The following is a 20,376-nucleotide window of genomic DNA, read 5'->3' on the forward strand; positions in this document are numbered from 1 at the left end:
GATAGAAACGAAATTTTCACATAGGGTGGAACCGATGGTGAAAGAAAAGACATATTTCCCCTTTTTGAAACATAAACCTTTACTGTCATCGTCATTTTTTTGTGCCATGAAAGGAGGAATTTACGTGCCGCAAGAACAATCATCGTTGTTACGATTTTCAGTAGAAGAGTCTGTTTGGTTTCAAAAAGGACAGGAAGTAGAAGAATTGATATCGATTTCTCTAGAACCGGACATTGCCATCCGAGAGCATGATCAATATGTTTCCATCAAAGGGGCATTGCAGCTTGCAGGAGAGTATAAGATGGGGGAATTCGTAGAAGAAGATGAGCATGATTTATTTCCATACTCTGGGGCTCGGTACGTACAGGATATCGAAACGAGAGAAGATGGTGTATCTGAGTTGATTCATCATTTTCCTGTTGATATAACGATTCCAAGAAATCGAGTAACCAACTTGGAAGATGTGTACGTAACGGTAGAAACGTTTGACTATGAATTTCCTGAAAATCGTTGTTTGAAATTAGTTGCGGATATTACCATCTTAGGGATACGTGGGGAAGATGCGCACGATGCAGATGGGAATTTTGAAGAAGAAGTAGAGAATCATGAAGAAGCGGAACAACCGTTTGAACCGATGTACCGTTCTGACCAATCTGTGCAAACAGAATATGAAGCAGATCCAAGTCAAGACTTATCAGATATTTTTCTTCATCCTGAAGAAGAGGTGGAAGAGCATGAAGCATATTCCACTTATACATTTGAAGCGAAGCAAGATCAAGAAGAAGCGGAGCTTTCGTATCGTGAAGGTGGAGTAAAGGAAAAAGAGCAGGCTCAAGCTGAGCGGTCAGAGCAAAAGGAAGAGAGAAAAAATGATAATTCTCTCTATTTAACAAAACTGTTTACTCGTGAAGACGAAGAAGAATTCTCGAAGTTAAAAATGTGTATTGTACAGCAAGGGGAAACGGTTGAAGAAATTTGCGAAAGGTACGATATATCCGTGCAACAATTGATTCGAGTTAATCATTTAGATCCAGACCCAACCGTTTATGATGGGCAAATATTATATATCCCTGTCTATGTCAATCATTAGTGAAAAAAGAAAACAGCTCGCATTTGAGCTGTTTTTCTTAGCTGTTTTAAAGGAGAATATGTGATGGTTTTTAATGAGGGAGAGCAGGTGTGTACGATATGAATCGAGAGGAATTGCAAAGTGTATTAAACGAATATCGTATTCATGCCACTTATATTGAACATATAACGGACCGTGTGGCAAAGGTGCATACAGAAAAAGGGACCTATGCATTAAAAAATGCGGTGATTAAGGAATTAGGTGATTTTAGTCGCTTTCATTCTATGTTGATAGAGACAGGCTTTAAATATTATATTCCAATCTACCCTACAGCTGAAAATCATTTATATGTTCAGCGGGGAGAGGAAATTTATTATTTAATGCCTTGGGTTCCACGAAATATGCGAGATGACCAAAATCATATGCATCTTGAGCTCTTTCAAGCCGTTGGGAACCTTCATCAGCGTACGAAGAAAGAGTGGACGTTTGAACAAGCAAATTATGAAAAACTATATGAAGCTACGATCGAGAAGTGGGAGAAGGATGAACAGCTTTTTGAACAATTTGTTGAACGGAGTGAAAAAAGCTGGTATATGTCCCCTTTTGAACTACAGGTAATCATGTACTTTAACGAGACGAAGCAAGCATACCATTTTGCGAAGGAAAAGTTTCAAGATTGGTATGAAGCGATTAAGGAAAATCCGATTGCACGTGGGGTCTTGAATCATGGACACCTTTCTCCTTCGCATTTAGTTAAGGATGACCAAAATCAATATTACTTAATTAACTTTGAACGATCCCAATTCGCTTCTCCTGTTCACGATTTAATTACATTTCTTCACCGAAAGCTAACGAGTTTTCCAGTTCAATGCGATGAATGTGTACAATGGTTGGATAAATATGAGCAAATCTTTCCATTATCTGAAGCGGAAAATAAAATGTTTCTTAGTTACTTAGCTTATCCAAATCCAATCTTCCAAATTGTTAAACAGTACGAAGAGAGAGAAGGGAAAAGGAGTGAACGCGACTATTGTCAACGCCTTATAAGAAGGTATTGGCTTATGAAAAATTGTGAATATGTTGTAATGAAATGGATGCAACAAAAATCTCCTCCTCCACAAAGTGAAACCCCTTCAACGTCATGAAATGTTGAAGGGGATTTTTAAAACCATTCAAAATAAAAAGCAAGGGTTAATAGGATTAGAATTGCTAATAATAATACATCAAAGGAAGTAGGGAAAAACAATGTTCGAATACCTTGAAAAATTGTTAAAGGTAAAATGAATTGTTCCAACACTGCACGAAAATTACGAATCCATGGTGGGAGTGAATAAGGGTTAAATCGCTTCTTCATCGCTGCACCTCCACATTCATACATACATTTCTTTACATTGTATGAAAGGAACTAGTAAAAGTGCCTAAAAAACGTATAAATCGAAAGAAATTCGGGAAAGATGATTGACGAAAAAAAACTTTTTTTAGTAGTATATAACATAGAAATTCATACTGTTCTTACATGCATGGAAAGGGAAGAGTACGACGAAGAACACCTTTCAGAGAGGGAAATCATTTGCTGGGAGATTTCCTAGGTAGTGTCGTTGGAAGGTCGCCCTGGAGCATCCTTCTTGAATGAAGAGTAAAGAAGGACGGCAAATGCCGTTATCAATTGAAGTGCATAGAGTGTATTGCTCTATGAAAAAAGGTGGTACCGCGAAACTCACTCCTTTCGTCCTTTTACGGATGAAAGGAGTTTTTTATTTTTGAGATTAAAGGGAGGCATTTTGATGAGTGAACATACAATGTCCACGAAGTACGATCCGAATGCAGTTGAAAAGGATCGATATCAATTTTGGCTAGAAGGAAAGTTTTTTGAAGCAAAAGATGATGAAAGTAAGGAGCCTTATACAATTGTAATTCCACCTCCAAACGTGACAGGAAAGCTACACTTAGGACACGCGTGGGATACTACGCTTCAAGATATTTTAACGCGTATGAAGCGTATGCAAGGTTATGATGTATTATGGCTTCCTGGAATGGACCATGCTGGAATTGCGACTCAGGCAAAAGTAGAAGCAAAGCTCCGTGAGGAAGGGAAATCTCGATACGATTTAGGTCGTGAGAAATTCTTAGAAGAGACATGGAAATGGAAAGAAGAATATGCAGGTCATATTCGTCAGCAATGGTCGAAGCTCGGTCTAGGTTTAGACTATTCGCGTGAGCGCTTCACGATGGATGAAGGACTTTCAAAAGCAGTGCGTGAAGTATTCGTCTCTTTATACAAAAAAGGACTTATTTATCGTGGCGAATACATCATTAACTGGGACCCTGCGACAAAAACAGCTTTATCAGATATTGAAGTGATTTACAAAGATGTTCAAGGTGCCCTTTACCATATGCGCTATCCGCTAGCAGACGGTTCAGGTCATATTGAGGTAGCGACAACTCGCCCTGAAACAATGCTTGGGGATACAGCCGTTGCAGTTCATCCAGAAGATGAGCGTTATAAGCATTTAATTGGTAAAATGGTGAAGTTGCCAATTACTGGTCGTGAAATTCCAATCGTTGGTGACGAATACGTTGATATGGAGTTTGGATCTGGTGCTGTTAAAATTACTCCTGCACACGATCCGAACGATTTTGAAATTGGAAACCGTCACAATTTAGCGCGCATTTTAGTAATGCATGAAGACGGGACAATGAATGAAAAAGCGGGCAAATACAACGGAATGGATCGTTTTGAATGCCGTAAGCAAATTGTGAAAGACTTACAAGAGGAAGGCATCTTATTTAAAATTGAAGAGCATATGCATTCTGTCGGTCATAGTGAGCGAAGCGGTGCAGTCGTTGAACCGTATTTATCAACACAATGGTTTGTTAAAATGCAGCCATTAGCGGATGCTGCTATTGAGCTTCAAAAATCAGAAGAGAAGGTTCAATTCGTCCCTGAACGATTTGAAAAAACGTACTTGCATTGGATGGAAAATATTCGTGACTGGTGTATCTCTCGTCAGCTTTGGTGGGGCCATCGTATTCCAGCTTGGTACCATAAAGAAACAGGAGAGGTTTATGTAGATCACGAACCGCCAGCTGATCTTGAAAATTGGGAGCAAGATTCAGACGTTCTTGATACATGGTTTAGTTCAGCATTATGGCCTTTTTCAACAATGGGGTGGCCAGATGTAGAGGCGGAAGATTATAAACGCTACTATCCAACAAACGTGTTAGTTACTGGTTATGACATTATTTTCTTCTGGGTATCGCGTATGATTTTCCAAGGCTTAGAATTCACTGGTAAACGTCCATTCGAAGACGTACTTATTCACGGACTTGTTCGTGATGCAGAGGGACGTAAAATGAGTAAGTCATTAGGAAACGGTGTCGATCCAATGGAGGTAATTGAGAAGTATGGTGCAGACTCACTTCGTTACTTCTTAGCGACTGGTAGCTCACCTGGTCAAGATTTACGTTTCAGCTTTGAAAAAGTAGAAGCAGTATGGAACTTTGCGAACAAAATTTGGAATGCCTCTCGATTTGCTTTAATGAACATGGATGGCTTAACGTATGAGGAAATCGATTTAACAGGTGAAAAATCTGTTGCGGATAAATGGATTTTAACTCGCCTTCAAGAGACGATTGAAAGTGTAACGAAATTAGCCGATAAATATGAATTTGGTGAAGTTGGACGCGTTCTTTACAACTTCATTTGGGATGATTTCTGTGATTGGTATATTGAAATGGCGAAGTTGCCACTTTACGGAGAAGATGAAGCGCAAAAGAAAACGACGCGTTCAGTATTAGCGTATGTACTTGATCAAACAATGCGTCTTTTACATCCGTTTATGCCATTTATTACAGAGGAAATTTGGCAGAACCTTCCGCATAAAGGAGAGTCCATTACAGTAGCTGAATGGCCGAAAGTGCGTGAAGAGTTTATCTTCAGTGAAGCTGCGAACGAAATGAAATTACTTGTGGAAGTAATCCGTTCTGTTCGTAACATCCGAGCAGAAGTAAATACGCCAATGAGTAAGCAAATTCAAATTCATATCAAAGCAAATACGAATGAAACGAAAGAGCAGCTTGTTCGTAACGAAGATTACTTAGTTCGATTCTGTAATCCAAGTGACTTAGTGATTGATACAGATTTACAAGCTCCAGAAAAAGCGATGACGACTGTTGTTAGCGGTGCGGAACTGTTCTTGCCGTTAGAAGGCTTAATTAATATTGACGAGGAAATTAAACGACTTGAAAAAGAGCTTGATAAATGGAATAAAGAAGTGGAACGTGTACAGAAGAAGTTATCAAACGAAGGCTTCTTAAAGAAAGCACCACAAAAAGTTGTGGATGAAGAACGTGCAAAAGAGAAGGACTATCTTGAAAAGCGTGAAGCGGTCTTAAAACGTATTTCAGAGTTAAAAGGGTAAGATGAAAACTCGGGGCAATGGCTCCGAGTTTTTCATCATCATTTAGGAGGGGAGAAAAATGTTTACAACTTTCCGTGAAGCAAACGAATGGTTACAATCCCGACTCAAATTTGGAATTAAGCCCGGTTTGGAACGAATGCATGTCATGATGGAATTGTTGAATCATCCTGAACGGCGTCCTAAATATATCCATGTTGCGGGTACGAATGGGAAAGGGTCAACGATTGCCTTTTTAAACGAAATATTGCAACAAGCTGGGTATGTAGTCGGCACATATACTTCTCCATCGTTAGAAACCATTCATGAACGCATCAGTGTAAATGGTGTGCCTATTTCGGATGAGGAATTTATTCATCTCGTAAATACGGTGAAGCCAGTTGCGGAAAAAGTAGAACAAACCGAGTTTGGAGCTCCGACGGAATTTGAAGTCATGACTGCAATGATGTTTGATTATTTTGGCCGGGTAAATATTCCGGATGTTGTCTTGCTGGAAACTGGACTTGGTGGTACATACGACTCGACGAATATCATCTCTCCTCTCATTTCCATTATTACATCCATTGGTCACGATCATATGGGGATATTAGGAGAGTCGTTAGAGGAGATTGCAAGCCAAAAAGCCGGGATTATCAAAAGTGGTGTTCCGGTTATGACAGCTGTACAAGCGTCATCCTTGCTTTCAATTATTGAAAAAACAGCTGCTTCAAAGAAGGCGAGAGTATATTCGTTAAATAAACATTTTTCCATTTTAGAACAAAATGAACGTCTCATCTTTCGCACTCCGTTCCATGAATATGAAAACGTGAAACTTGGATTATCTGGTACACACCAACGTAGCAACGCTATCCTAGCAGTGATGGCGGCCAACTACTTAACCTTTTACTATTCGTTCCAAATAGAAAGGAAACATATTAAAGAAGGGCTTGAAAAAACGTTTTGGAAAGGACGTTTTGAACAAGTTTCTAAAGATCCAACCATTGTGCTCGATGGAGCGCATAACGTAGAAGGGGTAACAGCATTAAAGGAAACCGTTAGACAATCTTATCCAAATCGTACGGTTCACGTCATATTCTCGGCAATGAAAGATAAAGAAACGAAGGAAATGATAGATATTCTATCTTCATTTGCACATCGTATCATGTTTACATCCTTTGCAAATCCAAGAGCTAAACAGGCGAAAGCTTTATATGATGAAGCGGATGTGAAATTAAAGTTTTACGAAGAAGATTGGGTGCAATCAATTGAGCGTATGAAGCAAACGCTCTCACATGGAGATGTTTTGATTATAACGGGTTCACTTTACTTTATAGGAGAAGTCCGAAAGCTCTTTGTAAATAATTAGAGGTTTATGAAAAGCTTAAATAATTTCGGACGTTTTGCAGGACTTACAAGGGTCGAGTTGCTTCATTTCCATAGCGTAAAACTGACTCTAAATCATGTAATAGATTAGGAATCAAAACAACAAACTTTAAAAAAGTACAAACATTGCATTTTTTGATTATGAGCAAAAACAAGCGGAGAAAAACGAGTTGATTTTCTCCGCTTTCTTTATATAAGGAGCGTATCAGATAGCCCCGTTAAAATAAATACCAACATTGTGTTACATCCCACTTTTCCTGTCAAGATTTGTAGAAGAGTATGCTTTCCATTACGACAAATTTTTTAATTGCTTTATGGTAGCATAGAGGAAACAATGAGGGGTAACGCGTAAAGGTGGTGTCAAATTGGACGAGCAAACGCCTAAAAAGGTAGTGATAAAATTTAACGGCGTCAATCACAAAGCGAAGTTTGACGAAAAAAAATCTCTTAATGAACGAAAGCCTAAGGTGAATGTTTCGAGCTGGGATGAGAAGCGGAGTGCTGAAAAAGAAATTGCTGCAGCAAAGGAAGAACGAGAGGAAGAAGATTTTTCTTGGGTATTGCCTGATGATCCGAAGGTTGTCATCAATGAGTCAAAAAAGAAGCGTAAAAACACTCCATCCACATACTTCGTTCCAGCAAAAAAGAAGTCAGATGGAATCAAAAAGCTTATTTCCATTATTTTTTTAGCGATGGTGATAGGAATAGGGTTTGGGTTTATCGCTCTACAATTTTTTTCAAAAGAGCCTTCACAGCTTGTCAATGGAACGGTTAATACAATGAACACAGAAAAGGCAGTAACTGAAAATGAAAGTTCCACTAATCCTTCTCCTAATACTACGATCGACGTACCTTTAGTAGTATTACAGGAAGGCATTTACTCGAAGGAGTCTGGAGCAGATTCCGTTGTTTCCGAGTTAAAAACTAGCGGTTATGCAGCAGGAAAATTTGCATCTGAAAAAGGTTTTTTTGTATTTATTGGTGTTGCCTCTTCATCAGAAGAGGGAAAGGCGTTAAAACAAGTGGTTCTAGATGAAGCCATACGTGAAGATGCTTATGACAAGTCAATATCCGTTGAGTTACAAGCGGATGAAGAATCGAGTCGTTTAATTCAAGAATTGGCTGAGCTATCCGCTTCTGCCTTAAAGACGAAAAGTCCGATAAGTGATGAAAAACAAGCGGAAATTACTGAACTATTGAACGGAATAAATGGACAACCAGAACCATTAAAAGAATCCGTTGAGCTATTGAAAAACGACAGTATTACAAAGGAACAACTATGGCAAGTTCAGCAAAAAATCCTTTCTTACCTATCTGAACACGGAAAACTACAAAATTAAATTTTTCCCTATACTCAGGTAAACTGAGTCTTTTTTTTGTAGTTATTTGTTATAATTATTTACCTTTTTTGAATGATAAAATTCGATTTTCCTACATTGTATAAAAATGACAACTTTGATAAGATACAAAGTACCAGACTGAGGATCCATCCTTATTCAAGTTTGGCGTCCTCTCTGTCTATGTTTCAAAGGATACGTCTAAAGAAAGAAGGGAGAAAGACTATGTCAAAATTCATCCTTGCATCACAATCTCCTCGAAGAAAAGAACTGCTTGAGCGTCTACGTATTCCGTTTGACGTTAAGAGTAGTAACATAGAAGAAATCATACAACCAAATCAATCCCCTGAAGAAGTAGTTCAGTCACTTGCCTTTCAAAAAGCCTTACCTATTGCAAAAGAAAACAGAGATTGCTTTACCATTGGTGCTGATACGGTTGTCGTTTACGAACAGTCCATTCTTGGAAAACCAGCTTCAAGAGAAGAAGCAATTGAAACGCTCAGACAGTTATCAGGAAAGACCCACCAAGTTTTAACCGGGGTATCCATTCACCATAATGGAAAGCATTTAAATTTTTATGAACAAACAGATGTCACTTTTTATGATTTAACAATGAAAGAGATTGAAGCGTACATTGAAACGAATGAACCGTTTGATAAAGCGGGTTCTTACGGTATTCAAGGGTACGGATCCCTTTTTGTTAAAGAAATTAAAGGGGACTACTTCAATGTAGTTGGCTTACCTATTGCAGCGCTATACCGCGCGTTAATTGAAATGAAGTTTCCTTTTGAATCATAGAAATTTGTTTATAAAAACTTATACCGGAAGGGGAAGTTACTAGAATCACAAGGAGGAACAAATATGAAAGTAGAAACGTTGTCGATTCGTGACTTCCCAAAGGATGACCGTCCTCGTGAACGGATGATGAACGAAGGACCTGAAAGCTTATCCAATCATGAGTTACTTGCTATTTTACTCCGAACAGGCACAAAAAATGAATCTGCCCTCCATCTTGCTAATAAACTTTTGAAGCAATTTGACGGGCTCCGCCTTTTGAAAGATGCAACAGTTGAAGAAATCACGAGTATCCAAGGAATTGGCCAAGCGAAGGCAGTACAAATAATGGCCGCTCTTGAACTTGGACGTCGAATCCATCAACTCACATATGAAGAACGCTACGTAATTCGTTCGCCAAAAGACGCTGCTGACTATGTCATGGAGGAAATGCGCTTTTTAACTCAAGAACATTTCGTATGTATCTATCTAAATACGAAGAATCAAGTGCTTCAAAAGCGAACCGTATTTATTGGAAGTTTAAATGCATCCATTGTTCATCCACGTGAGGTGTTTAAATCCGCATTAAAGCGTTCGGCTGCGTCGTTAATATGTGTTCATAATCACCCATCAGGAGACCCGACTCCAAGCCGTGAAGACATTGAGGTGACAAGGCGCCTTGCCGAATGCGGAAAGCTAATCGGAATTGAAATGCTGGACCATATTATCATCGGAGAACATAAGTTTGTCAGTTTAAAAGAGAAGGGATATTTATAAGTTTAAAATCGGACCCATCCTCGTTGTAGGAGGGTCTTTGATTATGTGATAAGAAGTTTGTGAATTGTGAAAATCTAAGTTGTAAATTTTTTAGCGATCTCGTTGGAGTTTTCTTTCCAACCAGACTCATACTTATCTACAGCTACACATAAAGAAGGTTGGATGTTGAATTCCATGCTTGTCTTGATGGAGAATTTACTTTTCCTATAGGAATATATTTTTATAGTTCCCTATAAAGGTAGGGTTGTGTATTATTTGTATTTTTAGAAAATGAAAAACCTAAAAATTTATGTATTATGACTGATTAAGGTAAAGGGTAAAAATGCTGAAAAATGAAAAAAGGAGAGTACAGTGTGTTAGTAGTTGATGCAGGTTGTAGAGTAACTTATCCTTCCAATACCATTTGGAAAGGACAAACTTTAAGGTATGGGAGCAGAGGGACTTATGTTAAACAACTACAAGATATGTTGAACCAAGCTGGTTACAATGTAGGTAAAGCTGACGGAATATTCGGGAAGAAAACTAAGAGTGCAGTTATGAGTTTTCAAAGAGCTAATCGCTTGGCACAAGATGGGATTGCTGGAAAGAACACTTATAATGCACTAATAAAAAATTTACAGAACAAAGCAAAAGAACAAGCTCAAAAAAATGCTTCTAGTCAATGGTCTGGACAAACTCTTAGGTACGGCTCTAAAGGGAATGCAGTTAGAGAATTACAAACAATGCTTAATAACGCTGGGTATAGCGTTGGGAAGGTAGATGGGATTTTTGGGAAGCAAACCTTGGAAGCGCTAAAAAAATTTCAAAAATCTAGAGGTTTAAAACAAGATGGTATTGCAGGTGCGAATACTTACAACAATCTTAAAGCATATTAAAATTCAAGTTCCAATAATACTACTTCTGTATACTCGGCATGGAATGGTAAAATAACCTTAAAGCGTGGAATGAAAGGACAAGCCGTCAAAGATCTACAAAGTATGCTTAGAGTAGCAGGATACGGAAATATTGTCGGAGCTGCTGATGGTATATATGGTTCGAAAACAGAAGCCGCAGTCAAGGCATTTCAAAAAATCAAGGATTGAAAGTGGATGGGCTTGCTGGAAGTAATACATTTTCTAAGTTAGACAAAATGGTAAGAGATAAACTGATGTATTCATTAGATACATTTACCTCAACAAAGGAAACTTTAACAGCTTTAAAAATTAATAGTGGCATAATTGTAGAAAAAAATTCTTTGAAGGTAGAGATTATATATTTTTAAGAGTTAAGGATCTTAAAGGATTTTATGGAGAGGTGTTAAAAGGTGGTGTAGCTTATAATCTAACTGATGGAGTAGCTGCTAGTGCTTCAATTGTAGAAGCAGGGTTTAAAAATGATCATATAAATGGAAGTGTTGTATTAGGGAATGCAACTTTAAATGCTTACTATGGGAAGGAAAAAGTAGTGGGGGCGACGGCTTCAATACTTAAATTTGACGTTAAAAAGAGCTTTTCTATTAAAGGAATGGAAGTGGAATTAGGTGCTGACTTTTCCATTGCGTCAGTTGGAGGAGAACGTATGTTTAAACAAATAAAATATACACTAATAGCTTTTTCATTTATAGGTATTTCATATACAACATATGGAACTTTCTTTGATGATAATAATTATTCCCTCGAACAAAAAATAATAAGGACGTTTATTTTCATTTTGTTTTTTATACTTGGACCTATAACTTTTTATACATTAATTAGGTTCATAGAGAACAAATTCTAAAATAGGTGTATCAATAATGGAGAACAATAAAGATGTTTTATCAGAATTATTCGATATTAGTAATTATATTCCTCGAGAATGGGATATATTAACTTGTGAGGATGGTTCATTATTTTATCTGACAAATGGTAAACTTTTGGGTCCAACAGCATGGGTTTTAAAGGGGGCAACAATAGATTCTTCCAAAGTGGTTTTAAAGTATCAAGGATTCTCATTAAGACATGTTATTAATGAGATACATGACAATCATAAGATAATAATGGTTCAAAATGGTTTTTGGAAAGTTGTAAGGAGAATCATTAAAACAAACTTAAATATTTAATAATCTGTAAAGGCTGGCTCTAAAATCTTTCTAATTTTGAAAAGAGTAAGCTCTTTATTTTTACAGCTTAGAACCCTTTTATATCATAGGTAAAATTACTTACCTATACCTTAAAACTAAATGTAGCATTTGATTAACATCTGTAGTTCTTTTCATATTATATATGGAACAAATTGGTTTACATATTTCAATAAACTATTAAGAAACTTTGAGAGAAAGCTATTATTAATCTTTATTACATTATTGTCATTTTTTCTCCCATCAAGGATTTTAGCTAGCGAATTTGATAGCTATATTATAAGAAATGTTTCACTAGGTGTAGATTATTATCTTGCCGAATGCGGAAAGCTAATCGGAATTGAAATGCTGGACCATATTATCATCGGAGAACATAAGTTTGTCAGTTTAAAAGAGAAGGGATATTTATAAGTTTAAAATTGGACCCATCCTCGTTGTAGGAGGGTCTTTAATTATGTGATAAGAAGTTTGTGAATTGTGAAAATCTAAGTTGTAAATTTTTTAGCAATCTCGTTGGAGTTTTCTTTCCAACCAGACTCATACTTATCTACAGCTACACATAAAGAAGGTTGGATGTTGAATTCCATACTTGTCTTGATGGAGAATTTACTTTTCCTATAGGAATATATTTTTATAGTTCCCTATAAAGGTAGGGTTGTGTATTATTTGTATTTTTAGAAAATGAAAAACCTAAAAATTTATGTATTATGACTGATTAAGGTAAAGGGTAAAAATGCTAAAAAATGAAAAAAGGAGAGAACAGTGTGTTAGTAGTTGATGCAGGTTGTAGAGTAACGTATCCTTCCAATACCATTTGGAAAGGACAAACTTTAAGGTATGGGAGCAAGGGAACTTATGTTAAACAACTTTAAGAAATGTTAAACCAAGTTGGATATAATGTGGGTAAAGCTGAATTATTCTGAAGGAAAGGAGCATACGATTTCAAAACAAGTTTCTTGAAGTAACTCAGATCTTATTAAACGTATGCATTGAAAGAGAAATGATGTTTCAACCTATAGTAATAAAACAACAGCTACAAATGTGAGAGGGTTAAAGCGAATGCTGAAAAAATTGCTAATTGGTTACTGAATTCAGATAGTAATATTTTAAAACTAAACTATAAATATAAGCATTCCGTCGGAAGAGGAATAAAAAAAGGAGCAAAATAGATTACAGTTTTAAGAAATACCTTTACTGACTTGGGATTCAAATTCGCCTTATGGTTTCTACATCCTTACATCTAATCCAAAGTGGTGATTAGAGTGAAAGAAATAGAAGTTAAATTTAGTACATTAAAATACTTTGTCGATAGCTATTATAATCAATCTATAGACAATCATGAATTTGATGATATGATTACATTATTTAGAGATGATGAGCCTGAAAGATTGGTTACACGTCAAGGAAGTTGAAATTTTTTAGGATATGGAGAGGACACTTCATGAAGGGGGGGAGTCACCAATGAAGAAACATTTTATATTGCTCTTTTTATGCATTTCTTTTGGACTTACAAGTAAAGCTTCCGCTAACATGTTGGAAGAAGTAATAATTCGTAAAGTTCTTCTAGATGTCGTATATTTTTCTGAAACACATACGGTAAAAGCGTATTATTTAAAAGTTGTTGATAGACCTGGAGAAGATCCACAGGTAACGGTTGGATCAACAAAAACGATTCAATACGATGGAAAAAAAGAAATTAGTGAGGAAAGCCTTGCAACAATGGTAGAAAGTGATACAGATTTGTATTACGACATTTTTGTTAGTGATTTGATATTTGGAAAAGAAGCCCATGTATATGATGATGCAAGGGGAAGAAAACTTTCAGAGGAGGATATTGAACAGTATAAAAATAATATTATTGAATCAAACAAGAAATATATTAACAACCCTCCTAGCCAAGAAGAATTATATATGGAAATAGACCAAATAATGAAAGAAAAGGGCATTGAATCACATTTTAGGAAATTGACATTTTTCGATTATTTGACCTTGCCTTCAACATTATTACTAATTATCATCTGTTTATTAGTAGCAGTTAATTTTAAACCAATTTTAAAAAGGATACGAAGAAAAAGCGAATAGAAAGTGCCGTGTTCGTTTGTTCTAAATATAATACCTCGAAGGATGTTGTTTTTACAGTATCCTTGAAAGTTGAACTCTGGTGTGTTACACAATTTATTATTAAAGGTGACGAAAAGATATTTGAATCTCTTTTAAAACATTTGAATATATAGAGTTGACAATGATGACATTATTTGAGGAATGTATTAATGCGATAGGAGAAGAAAATTTAGAGATTTTATCAGATAAATCAACGGAAAGTTATTTTGATCGTTTATGTGATTTATTTCCTGTTTTACCCTGGGCTCGAATTGATTGGGACAAGATTAGTAGGAAAAAGAAAATCTCTGATTTAAACGATATTGGTGAATGGTTAAAGAACATGGGAATATATAATGATGAAGTCATAATATTATGGAATTACACTGAAATTTCAGGAATTAGAACTAATCTGAAGGAAGCACTAAATGTAATTGAAGATGTAATAGCTGTGGGATCAGATACATTTATGCTTTGTGAAAATGAAGGTTATGTAATAGAATTTTTCCATGATGGAGAAATAACAGTTGGTATTACAGAAAGTAAATAAAGTTTGGGAAATGTTATATAAATTGTTAGTACATCCCGTTAATCTTATGAACAAGGTGAAGAATTCTTTGGAAAAGTAAAAAATAGTAAATGAAAATTGTGGGAAGAGAAATCAAATTTACAGATCCATTGCCTTTCTTGATCTTGGTAAAAGGGTACTATTTGCTGATAAACTTCTTTCTCACCTGAACTTATTTTATTTTAAACATGGGAAATTATTGCTAGATAGTCCAATTAGCAATATAGGTACAAAAATCGTAAAATACCAAACACTATATTCATTTTAAAGATAGTGGAGAGTCATAAAAAATGAGATATCAATTTGTTGATACTTTAAAAGAAGAAGAGCTGACTTTGTTAAGAGGTTTGAAAGGAAAGGTATTAACTAAAATTTTATTTGAAGAAGTAGGTGATTTTGCATTAAACCTTAATCTAGAAACATCTGGGGGGAGTGTGGTGATAAAGAACTTACAGAAATTGAATTCAGATGGCGATGAATATCCTTGTTTAACGGTTGGAAAATCTCTATCTTCTATAAAGGGCTTACATGAAGAATTGATAGAGAAAGTTATTCATTCTGTAACTGTTATTCGTAATACAGTATCTTGGTCTAGAGATGAAAAAAATGGGATATAAAAAATGATATTGGAATCAAACTTACTTTTGAAGATGAGGAGAGGGTCTTTTTAGCATATGATTCACTGGCAGGTTTTTTAAAGATGTACAATGCTAAACAATCTTATAGACTAACTAAAAATGATATTGAAGAGTATTGGTCAATGAAGGCAGATCTAATTGATTATTATTCAATTGAAGAGATAATTTTTTGAGAAAGCAAGAAATTACTAGACGGTCTTCGTATTAATATTCGCTAATAATAATTTCTCGTTGTTTTTCTATTTTCGTTTAACTTGACCACTTGCGTCTAAATATCAACAGTAAATGTTCGTCTTTCACTTTTCATTTATGAGTGACTCTCCTCAGCTGAAACAAGATGAGCTAAACAGTAGAAATATGCCAAAACTTAAAACGGAGCCTCTACTGGCATGAGTTCCCTGCCAAGAAGTCAGATGTCATAAACATCGTCATTACCACACAAGACTATCATCCCGCCACTCCGTATGTAGTTTCTAGTACTGTACTTTTAAAAGCCTTTCAGAGACTAATTCTGAAAGGCTTTTGTTTGTTCTGATTGAGATGAAGATTTTTTATTTAATGCTAGTAATATAATCATTCCAATAATACAAGCTGCACCAATCCATTGAAAAAATCCGAATGGTTCTTTTAGCCAAAAGACTGTTGTTAAAACTGCTGCTAGAGGTTCTAAACTCCCTAACAGGCTCGTTTCTTTTGGAGAAAGACTCTGTAAACTCTCGATATAAAACCAGAATGCAATCATAGTACCAAAAATGATAACAAAAACTAAGGATAAATAGGCATCTATTGTTAAACCGGTGAATTCCATTTGCCAAGGTGGATGGATAAAGCTTAGTGTAAAGCCTCCGATAACCATTGCCCACCCTATGATGACAAGGGAATCATATTGTTTAAGAAGAGGGACTGCATATAAGGTGTAAAATGCTAACGCTAGTCCAGATAATACACCCCAAACTATGGCAGGTGCTGGAACAGATAGATCAGAGATTGAGCCGTTTGTTAATAAGAAATAGCAACCGCCTAAAGCTAGCGAGGCAGTTAATAAATCTTGTCTTGTTAGCACAGATTGTTTACGTAAAATTAAGTAAATGATTATCATGACTGGAGCTAAGTATTGCAATAGTGTCGCTACCGCAGCATTACCATATTTAATAGATGCCATATAGGTGTATTGAACCGCAAGCATGCCGAATAATCCGAAAATAATGAGTTGGACAGCCGTTTTTCGATTTTTCCAGGCACCAAAAACTTGAGAACGATCTTTCCAAAAAAATTGAACAGTTAAGAGTAAGATACCAGCTATTAGCAATCGTGTCGTTACAAGCCAATTTACATCGATTTCGTATTGTTGAAAGAGTTTTTGACTAACTGTTCCCCCAACACCCCAAAACAGAGCTCCTGTAATTACGAGAAATAATCCGGTTCTTCTAGTAGGTCTTTTCATGTTCAATGCTCCTTCTTAAATATAATAATAGTGATATAATAATTGAAAAATTGTTTGAGAAATACTTAAATTGGATGAAAAAATATAAATATATTGAGGTGATTATTTGCAAATAAAAAATTTCAAGGTTAATGAAGGCTTAAAAGAGCTAACGCAACATCGTACCGTTGAGTTACCAATGGCATGTTATGAAACTACGATTCAACAAAATATACATGGCTATATTCCCCTGCATTGGCATGAGGAGATTCAATTTGTTTTGATCCAGAAAGGGGAAGCGGTCTTTCAAATTAATGAGGAGCGAATTGAAGTACGAAAAGGAGAAGGGCTATTTATTAATAGCGGCTGCCTACACATGGCGGAAGATGAGAAACAAACGGGCTGTGTATATATTTGCTTAAATGTGTCTCCTCATTTCCTTTTGTCACAAGAACTCTTCACAACTTATGTAACCCCTTATATTCAAGCAACTAATTTACCTTATGTTTATATAGATGCGAAAGAGCTTTGGGGGAGAAATATAATCGATGCTATGTTAAAAATAAAACAGTTGCTTGAGCGTAAACCGCAATATTTTGAAATTGATATAAACATTCAACTAACGTTCATCTGGAAGAACTTACTCTTTAATCGTTTTCAACCTGAATACGTTCAGAAGGAAATGGTAAAGAGTCAGCGAATGAGGCAAATGTTAAGTTTTATACATCTTCATTATGCTGAGAAAATCACATTAGAGGACATTGCAAGAGCTGGTCAATTAAGTCGGTCTGAGTGTTGTCGTTACTTCAAGCGAATATTAAAAACTACACCATTAAATTACGTTATTGATTATCGAATTCAGCAAAGCTTAGCTTTACTGCAACAAGAAGAGTCCAATGTTACGGAAGTTGCTTATCAAGTAGGTTTTAATAGTACAAGCTACTTTATTGAAAAATTTCGAAAGTTGATGAACATGACACCTTTAGCATACAAAAAATATAAAATGGAAGATGGAACAGATAGAGGAGCGATTTGTACTAACTTATTGAATGAAAGTGTATATTTTGGAACGAATACTAAAAAATTTTTTTGAATTCATTTTATGATTTATGTAACCATCCTCCTATGCTTTTCGTCTATCATATGTGAACTTGTCTGGACATCTGTTCTTCAATGATAAAAAAGGATTTTCGAAGCACTTTTTTTTTGAATTTTTTACGTTATAATAAGGGTTATGGGTTTTGTAAGAAAAGATTATTCAATGTACTTTTTATGATAGATAAATACCGTTTTTTCAATGATTGTGCATGTGCCAACGTAAGTAAAGGCGGAAATGATGACAAAAGTTTATTTGATTGAGAAAGGAAGATACATTCAATGTTTGGAATTGGTACTAGAGACCTTGGGATAGACTTAGGAACTGCGAATACGTTAGTGTTTGTAAAAGGAAAAGGTGTTGTTGTGCGCGAGCCATCTGTTGTGGCGCTACAAACGGATACAAAGCAAATTGTTGCAGTCGGAAATGACGCAAAAAATATGATTGGTCGTACGCCGGGGAATGTTGTAGCGCTACGCCCAATGAAAGATGGGGTTATTGCGGATTATGACACGACTGCCACGATGATGAAATATTACATAAAGCAGGCGACGAAAAATAAAGGGTTATTTTCACGTAAGCCGTATATTATGGTGTGTGTTCCTTCTGGTATTACTGCTGTAGAAGAGCGTGCGGTAATCGATGCAACGCGTCAAGCGGGTGCTAGAGATGCTTATACAATTGAAGAACCATTTGCGGCAGCGATTGGAGCGAATCTACCAGTTTGGGAGCCGACAGGAAGTATGGTTGTCGACATCGGTGGTGGAACGACAGAAGTGGCAATTATTTCACTTGGTGGAATCGTAACAAGCCAGTCTATCCGAGTGGCTGGAGACGAAATGGATGATGCTATTATTAACTACATCCGTAAAACGTACAACTTAATGATCGGTGATCGTACAGCAGAAGCAATCAAAATGGAAGTAGGATCTGCCGGTTCACCGGAAGGCATCGAAAATATGGAAATTCGCGGCCGTGATTTGTTGACGGGTTTACCGAAAACGATTGAAATTACAGCTAAGGAGATTGCAGAAGCACTTCATGATACAGTGTACGCAATTGTTGATGCAGTGAAAAATACATTAGAGAAAACTCCACCTGAATTAGCAGCGGATATTATGGACCGTGGTATTGTCTTAACAGGTGGCGGTGCATTATTACGAAACTTAGATAAGGTCATTAGCGAAGAAACGAATATGCCAGTATTAATTGCGGAAAATCCACTAGACTGTGTTGCAATTGGAACAGGAAAGGCGTTAGACCACATTCATTTATTCAAAAATCGAGCAAAAGATCAAAGGTAATTCGAGGTGTAAATCATGCCACAGTTTTTATTAAATAAGCGTCTAATCCTTTTGCTTGTAAGTATTATATTGTTGGTGGCATTGATTGGTTTTTCCTTCAAAAAGGATCGAAATCTTTCTTGGCCAGAAGAATTCATTCAAGATACGATTGGACTTGTCCAAAGTGTATTTCATAGGCCCGCACAATATGTCGCGGGCTTCTTTGAAAATGTAAATAATTTACTCGATACATATGAGGAGAACGAAATTTTACGAAGCCAATTGAACAGTTATATGCAGCTAGAGGAACGAATTCAACAATTACAATTGGAGAATGAGAAGTTGAAGGAAGAGCTAGATATTCAAAACGAGCAAGACTTGAGCGATTATGAAGTCATTCGAGGTACCGTCTATGTTCGAAATCCAGATCAATGGAATGAATTGATAAAGATCAATAAAGGAACCATTCACGGCGTGGAAAAAGACATGGCGGTGATGACGGCAAAAGGATTAATTGGAAAAGTGAAAAGTACAAGTCAGTTCACTTCAACCGTTCAATTACTAAGTATGCCAAATCGAGAAAACCGAATTTCTGCTTTGATTTCAACGGAAAACGGTGCAGTATTCGGTTTAATCGAAGGATATGACGATGAATTAAAAGCATTGGAAATGAAAATTATTGAGACGGACAGAGAGATTAAAGAGGGCGACGGAGTAACGACGTCGGGTCTAGGAGGAATCTTCCCAGAAGGGTTGCCAATTGGAGAAGTGTTAAAGGTTGAGCCGGATGCGTATGGGCTATCCAAAATTGCTTTTATTCAGCCTGCTGCAGATTTTTATGACATTGAACATGTGATGTTTATTAAACGAGAGATGCCGACCATTCATTCTGAAGAAGCTGAAGGTGAAGAAGAATGATTAAACGTTTTTTTCTTCTGTTTGCCATCTTCACCACTTTTGTCAGTGAAAGTATTTTTGTTGATTTAGTTTCGGTTCCGTTTCTGTCTGATGATCAAACGGTCGTTCCTCATTTTTTAGTCGTAGCGATTATTGCTGTAACTGCATACACGTCCCAAAGTTTTGGGATTTTATGTGGGGTATTGTTCGGATTTTTATATGATGTTGTCTATACGGAGGTCATCGGGGTATACACGTTTTCCTATCCCGTTTTAGCTTTTTTAACGAGATGGGCGTTGAGAGCATTTCATAACAACGCCTTTGTACTCGTTTTATTAAGCATGCTTGCAATTTCTGTATTGGAATTTTATACATTTTGGATTTATTCAGCTGTTGGCGTTACGGATCTTTCCGTTAACATGTTTGTTTCGAATCGGCTAGTTCCTACATTACTTTTAAATGCAACGGTTTCACTGTTGTTAATCTATCCATTTAAACGATTCATTTTGAGCTTACAGATTGAACAAATTGACGATTAA

Annotated in this window: 21 protein-coding genes, 1 pseudogene and 1 other annotated feature; of the genes and pseudogenes, 20 read left to right on the forward strand and 2 right to left on the reverse strand. The window is 36.3% G+C overall.

The window, feature by feature from the left end:
* Window positions 1-124: 124 nt before the first annotated feature.
* Both spoVID and ysxE read left to right on the forward strand, forming a co-directional pair.
* On the forward strand, window positions 125-1,090 hold the full coding sequence (spoVID, locus tag ML543_RS05525) for a stage VI sporulation protein D (RefSeq protein WP_243386152.1): 966 nt from the start codon (window positions 125-127) through the stop codon (window positions 1,088-1,090).
* 98 nt (window positions 1,091-1,188) lie between these two features.
* Window positions 1,189-2,214 carry a spore coat protein YsxE gene (gene ysxE, locus ML543_RS05530; protein WP_243386153.1) on the forward strand — a complete coding sequence of 342 codons (1,026 nt, stop codon included), beginning with the start codon at window positions 1,189-1,191 and terminating at the stop codon, window positions 2,212-2,214.
* Window positions 2,215-2,231: 17 nt separating this feature from the next.
* On the opposite strand, the gene ML543_RS05535 is transcribed toward ysxE, so the two are convergent.
* On the reverse strand, window positions 2,232-2,423 hold the full coding sequence (locus ML543_RS05535) for a hypothetical protein (RefSeq protein WP_243386154.1): 192 nt from the start codon (window positions 2,421-2,423) through the stop codon (window positions 2,232-2,234).
* A 158-nt stretch (window positions 2,424-2,581) separates the two neighbouring features.
* Window positions 2,582-2,806, forward strand: a binding site (T-box leader).
* A 47-nt stretch (window positions 2,807-2,853) separates the two neighbouring features.
* Here ML543_RS05535 and ML543_RS05540 point away from each other — a divergent pair.
* The 14 genes and pseudogenes from ML543_RS05540 (at window position 2,854) to ML543_RS05600 (ending at window position 15,117) form a co-directional block, all read left to right on the forward strand.
* Window positions 2,854-5,490 (forward strand): valine--tRNA ligase, encoded by a 2,637-nt coding sequence (locus tag ML543_RS05540; protein ID WP_279326565.1) that lies wholly within the window; start codon window positions 2,854-2,856, stop codon window positions 5,488-5,490.
* A 58-nt stretch (window positions 5,491-5,548) separates the two neighbouring features.
* On the forward strand, window positions 5,549-6,832 hold the full coding sequence (locus tag ML543_RS05545) for a bifunctional folylpolyglutamate synthase/dihydrofolate synthase (RefSeq protein WP_243386155.1): 1,284 nt from the start codon (window positions 5,549-5,551) through the stop codon (window positions 6,830-6,832).
* A 382-nt stretch (window positions 6,833-7,214) separates the two neighbouring features.
* Complete coding sequence (locus ML543_RS05550; RefSeq protein ID WP_243386156.1) at window positions 7,215-8,189, forward strand: hypothetical protein; 975 nt, start codon at window positions 7,215-7,217, stop codon at window positions 8,187-8,189.
* A gap of 222 nt (window positions 8,190-8,411) precedes the next feature.
* Entirely contained in the window at window positions 8,412-8,984 is a 573-nt protein-coding gene (locus tag ML543_RS05555; RefSeq protein ID WP_243386157.1) for a Maf family protein, read from the forward strand.
* 63 nt (window positions 8,985-9,047) lie between these two features.
* Window positions 9,048-9,737 (forward strand): RadC family protein, encoded by a 690-nt coding sequence (gene radC, locus ML543_RS05560; RefSeq protein ID WP_243386158.1) that lies wholly within the window; start codon window positions 9,048-9,050, stop codon window positions 9,735-9,737.
* 353 nt (window positions 9,738-10,090) lie between these two features.
* Window positions 10,091-10,612: a peptidoglycan-binding domain-containing protein gene (locus ML543_RS05565; RefSeq protein ID WP_243386159.1), complete on the forward strand. Its 522-nt coding sequence runs from the start codon at window positions 10,091-10,093 to the stop codon at window positions 10,610-10,612.
* A 69-nt stretch (window positions 10,613-10,681) separates the two neighbouring features.
* The gene (locus tag ML543_RS17125) at window positions 10,682-10,819 is read left to right on the forward strand and encodes a peptidoglycan-binding domain-containing protein (protein WP_419095346.1); all 138 of its coding nucleotides are present in this window, start codon (window positions 10,682-10,684) and stop codon (window positions 10,817-10,819) included.
* 211 nt (window positions 10,820-11,030) lie between these two features.
* Window positions 11,031-11,492: a hypothetical protein gene (locus ML543_RS05570; protein WP_243386160.1), complete on the forward strand. Its 462-nt coding sequence runs from the start codon at window positions 11,031-11,033 to the stop codon at window positions 11,490-11,492.
* 16 nt (window positions 11,493-11,508) lie between these two features.
* Window positions 11,509-11,814, forward strand: coding sequence for a hypothetical protein (locus tag ML543_RS05575; protein ID WP_243386161.1), 306 nt, complete (start codon window positions 11,509-11,511; stop codon window positions 11,812-11,814).
* Between the two features lie 330 nt (window positions 11,815-12,144).
* Window positions 12,145-12,243, forward strand: a pseudogene (locus tag ML543_RS05580) (JAB domain-containing protein); the annotation flags it as partial.
* Between the two features lie 851 nt (window positions 12,244-13,094).
* Window positions 13,095-13,244 carry a hypothetical protein gene (locus tag ML543_RS05585; protein ID WP_243386162.1) on the forward strand — a complete coding sequence of 50 codons (150 nt, stop codon included), beginning with the start codon at window positions 13,095-13,097 and terminating at the stop codon, window positions 13,242-13,244.
* A 49-nt stretch (window positions 13,245-13,293) separates the two neighbouring features.
* Window positions 13,294-13,914 carry a hypothetical protein gene (locus tag ML543_RS05590; protein ID WP_243386163.1) on the forward strand — a complete coding sequence of 207 codons (621 nt, stop codon included), beginning with the start codon at window positions 13,294-13,296 and terminating at the stop codon, window positions 13,912-13,914.
* Between the two features lie 160 nt (window positions 13,915-14,074).
* The gene (locus ML543_RS05595; RefSeq protein WP_243386164.1) at window positions 14,075-14,482 is read left to right on the forward strand and encodes a CDI toxin immunity protein; all 408 of its coding nucleotides are present in this window, start codon (window positions 14,075-14,077) and stop codon (window positions 14,480-14,482) included.
* A 308-nt stretch (window positions 14,483-14,790) separates the two neighbouring features.
* Window positions 14,791-15,117: a hypothetical protein gene (locus ML543_RS05600; RefSeq protein WP_243386165.1), complete on the forward strand. Its 327-nt coding sequence runs from the start codon at window positions 14,791-14,793 to the stop codon at window positions 15,115-15,117.
* A 526-nt stretch (window positions 15,118-15,643) separates the two neighbouring features.
* On the opposite strand, the gene ML543_RS05605 is transcribed toward ML543_RS05600, so the two are convergent.
* A complete protein-coding gene (locus ML543_RS05605; protein WP_243386166.1) occupies window positions 15,644-16,582 on the reverse strand; it encodes a DMT family transporter in 939 nt (312 codons plus the stop codon).
* A 106-nt stretch (window positions 16,583-16,688) separates the two neighbouring features.
* On the opposite strand from ML543_RS05605, the gene ML543_RS05610 reads away from it, so the two are divergent.
* The 4 genes from ML543_RS05610 (at window position 16,689) to mreD (ending at window position 20,376) form a co-directional block, all read left to right on the forward strand.
* Window positions 16,689-17,654: an AraC family transcriptional regulator gene (locus ML543_RS05610; RefSeq protein ID WP_243386167.1), complete on the forward strand. Its 966-nt coding sequence runs from the start codon at window positions 16,689-16,691 to the stop codon at window positions 17,652-17,654.
* A 284-nt stretch (window positions 17,655-17,938) separates the two neighbouring features.
* Window positions 17,939-18,961 (forward strand): rod shape-determining protein, encoded by a 1,023-nt coding sequence (locus ML543_RS05615; RefSeq protein ID WP_243386168.1) that lies wholly within the window; start codon window positions 17,939-17,941, stop codon window positions 18,959-18,961.
* Between the two features lie 15 nt (window positions 18,962-18,976).
* Window positions 18,977-19,858, forward strand: coding sequence for a rod shape-determining protein MreC (gene mreC / locus ML543_RS05620; protein ID WP_243386169.1), 882 nt, complete (start codon window positions 18,977-18,979; stop codon window positions 19,856-19,858).
* Window positions 19,855-20,376, forward strand: coding sequence for a rod shape-determining protein MreD (mreD, locus tag ML543_RS05625; protein WP_243386170.1), 522 nt, complete (start codon window positions 19,855-19,857; stop codon window positions 20,374-20,376). The genes mreC and mreD overlap by 4 nt, the downstream gene beginning before the upstream one ends.

This window comes from Bacillus kexueae (assembly GCF_022809095.1).
Classification (GTDB): Bacteria; Bacillota; Bacilli; order Bacillales; family Aeribacillaceae; genus Bacillus_BZ; species Bacillus_BZ kexueae.

What these genes read in the sequence shown, in the direction of transcription:
- ysxE (WP_243386153.1), top strand. Translation starts at nt 1,189, where the DNA reads ATGAATCGAGAGGAATTGCAAAGTGTATTAAACGAATATCGTATTCAT.
- ML543_RS05535 (WP_243386154.1), bottom strand. Translation starts at nt 2,423, where the DNA reads ATGAAGAAGCGATTTAACCCTTATTCACTCCCACCATGGATTCGTAAT.
- ML543_RS05540 (WP_279326565.1), top strand. Translation starts at nt 2,854, where the DNA reads ATGAGTGAACATACAATGTCCACGAAGTACGATCCGAATGCAGTTGAA.
- ML543_RS05545 (WP_243386155.1), top strand. Translation starts at nt 5,549, where the DNA reads ATGTTTACAACTTTCCGTGAAGCAAACGAATGGTTACAATCCCGACTC.
- ML543_RS05555 (WP_243386157.1), top strand. Translation starts at nt 8,412, where the DNA reads ATGTCAAAATTCATCCTTGCATCACAATCTCCTCGAAGAAAAGAACTG.
- radC (WP_243386158.1), top strand. Translation starts at nt 9,048, where the DNA reads ATGAAAGTAGAAACGTTGTCGATTCGTGACTTCCCAAAGGATGACCGT.
- ML543_RS17125 (WP_419095346.1), top strand. Translation starts at nt 10,682, where the DNA reads ATGAAAGGACAAGCCGTCAAAGATCTACAAAGTATGCTTAGAGTAGCA.
- ML543_RS05575 (WP_243386161.1), top strand. Translation starts at nt 11,509, where the DNA reads ATGGAGAACAATAAAGATGTTTTATCAGAATTATTCGATATTAGTAAT.
- ML543_RS05590 (WP_243386163.1), top strand. Translation starts at nt 13,294, where the DNA reads ATGAAGAAACATTTTATATTGCTCTTTTTATGCATTTCTTTTGGACTT.
- ML543_RS05595 (WP_243386164.1), top strand. Translation starts at nt 14,075, where the DNA reads ATGATGACATTATTTGAGGAATGTATTAATGCGATAGGAGAAGAAAAT.
- ML543_RS05600 (WP_243386165.1), top strand. Translation starts at nt 14,791, where the DNA reads ATGAGATATCAATTTGTTGATACTTTAAAAGAAGAAGAGCTGACTTTG.
- ML543_RS05605 (WP_243386166.1), bottom strand. Translation starts at nt 16,582, where the DNA reads ATGAAAAGACCTACTAGAAGAACCGGATTATTTCTCGTAATTACAGGA.
- ML543_RS05615 (WP_243386168.1), top strand. Translation starts at nt 17,939, where the DNA reads ATGTTTGGAATTGGTACTAGAGACCTTGGGATAGACTTAGGAACTGCG.
- mreC (WP_243386169.1), top strand. Translation starts at nt 18,977, where the DNA reads ATGCCACAGTTTTTATTAAATAAGCGTCTAATCCTTTTGCTTGTAAGT.
- mreD (WP_243386170.1), top strand. Translation starts at nt 19,855, where the DNA reads ATGATTAAACGTTTTTTTCTTCTGTTTGCCATCTTCACCACTTTTGTC.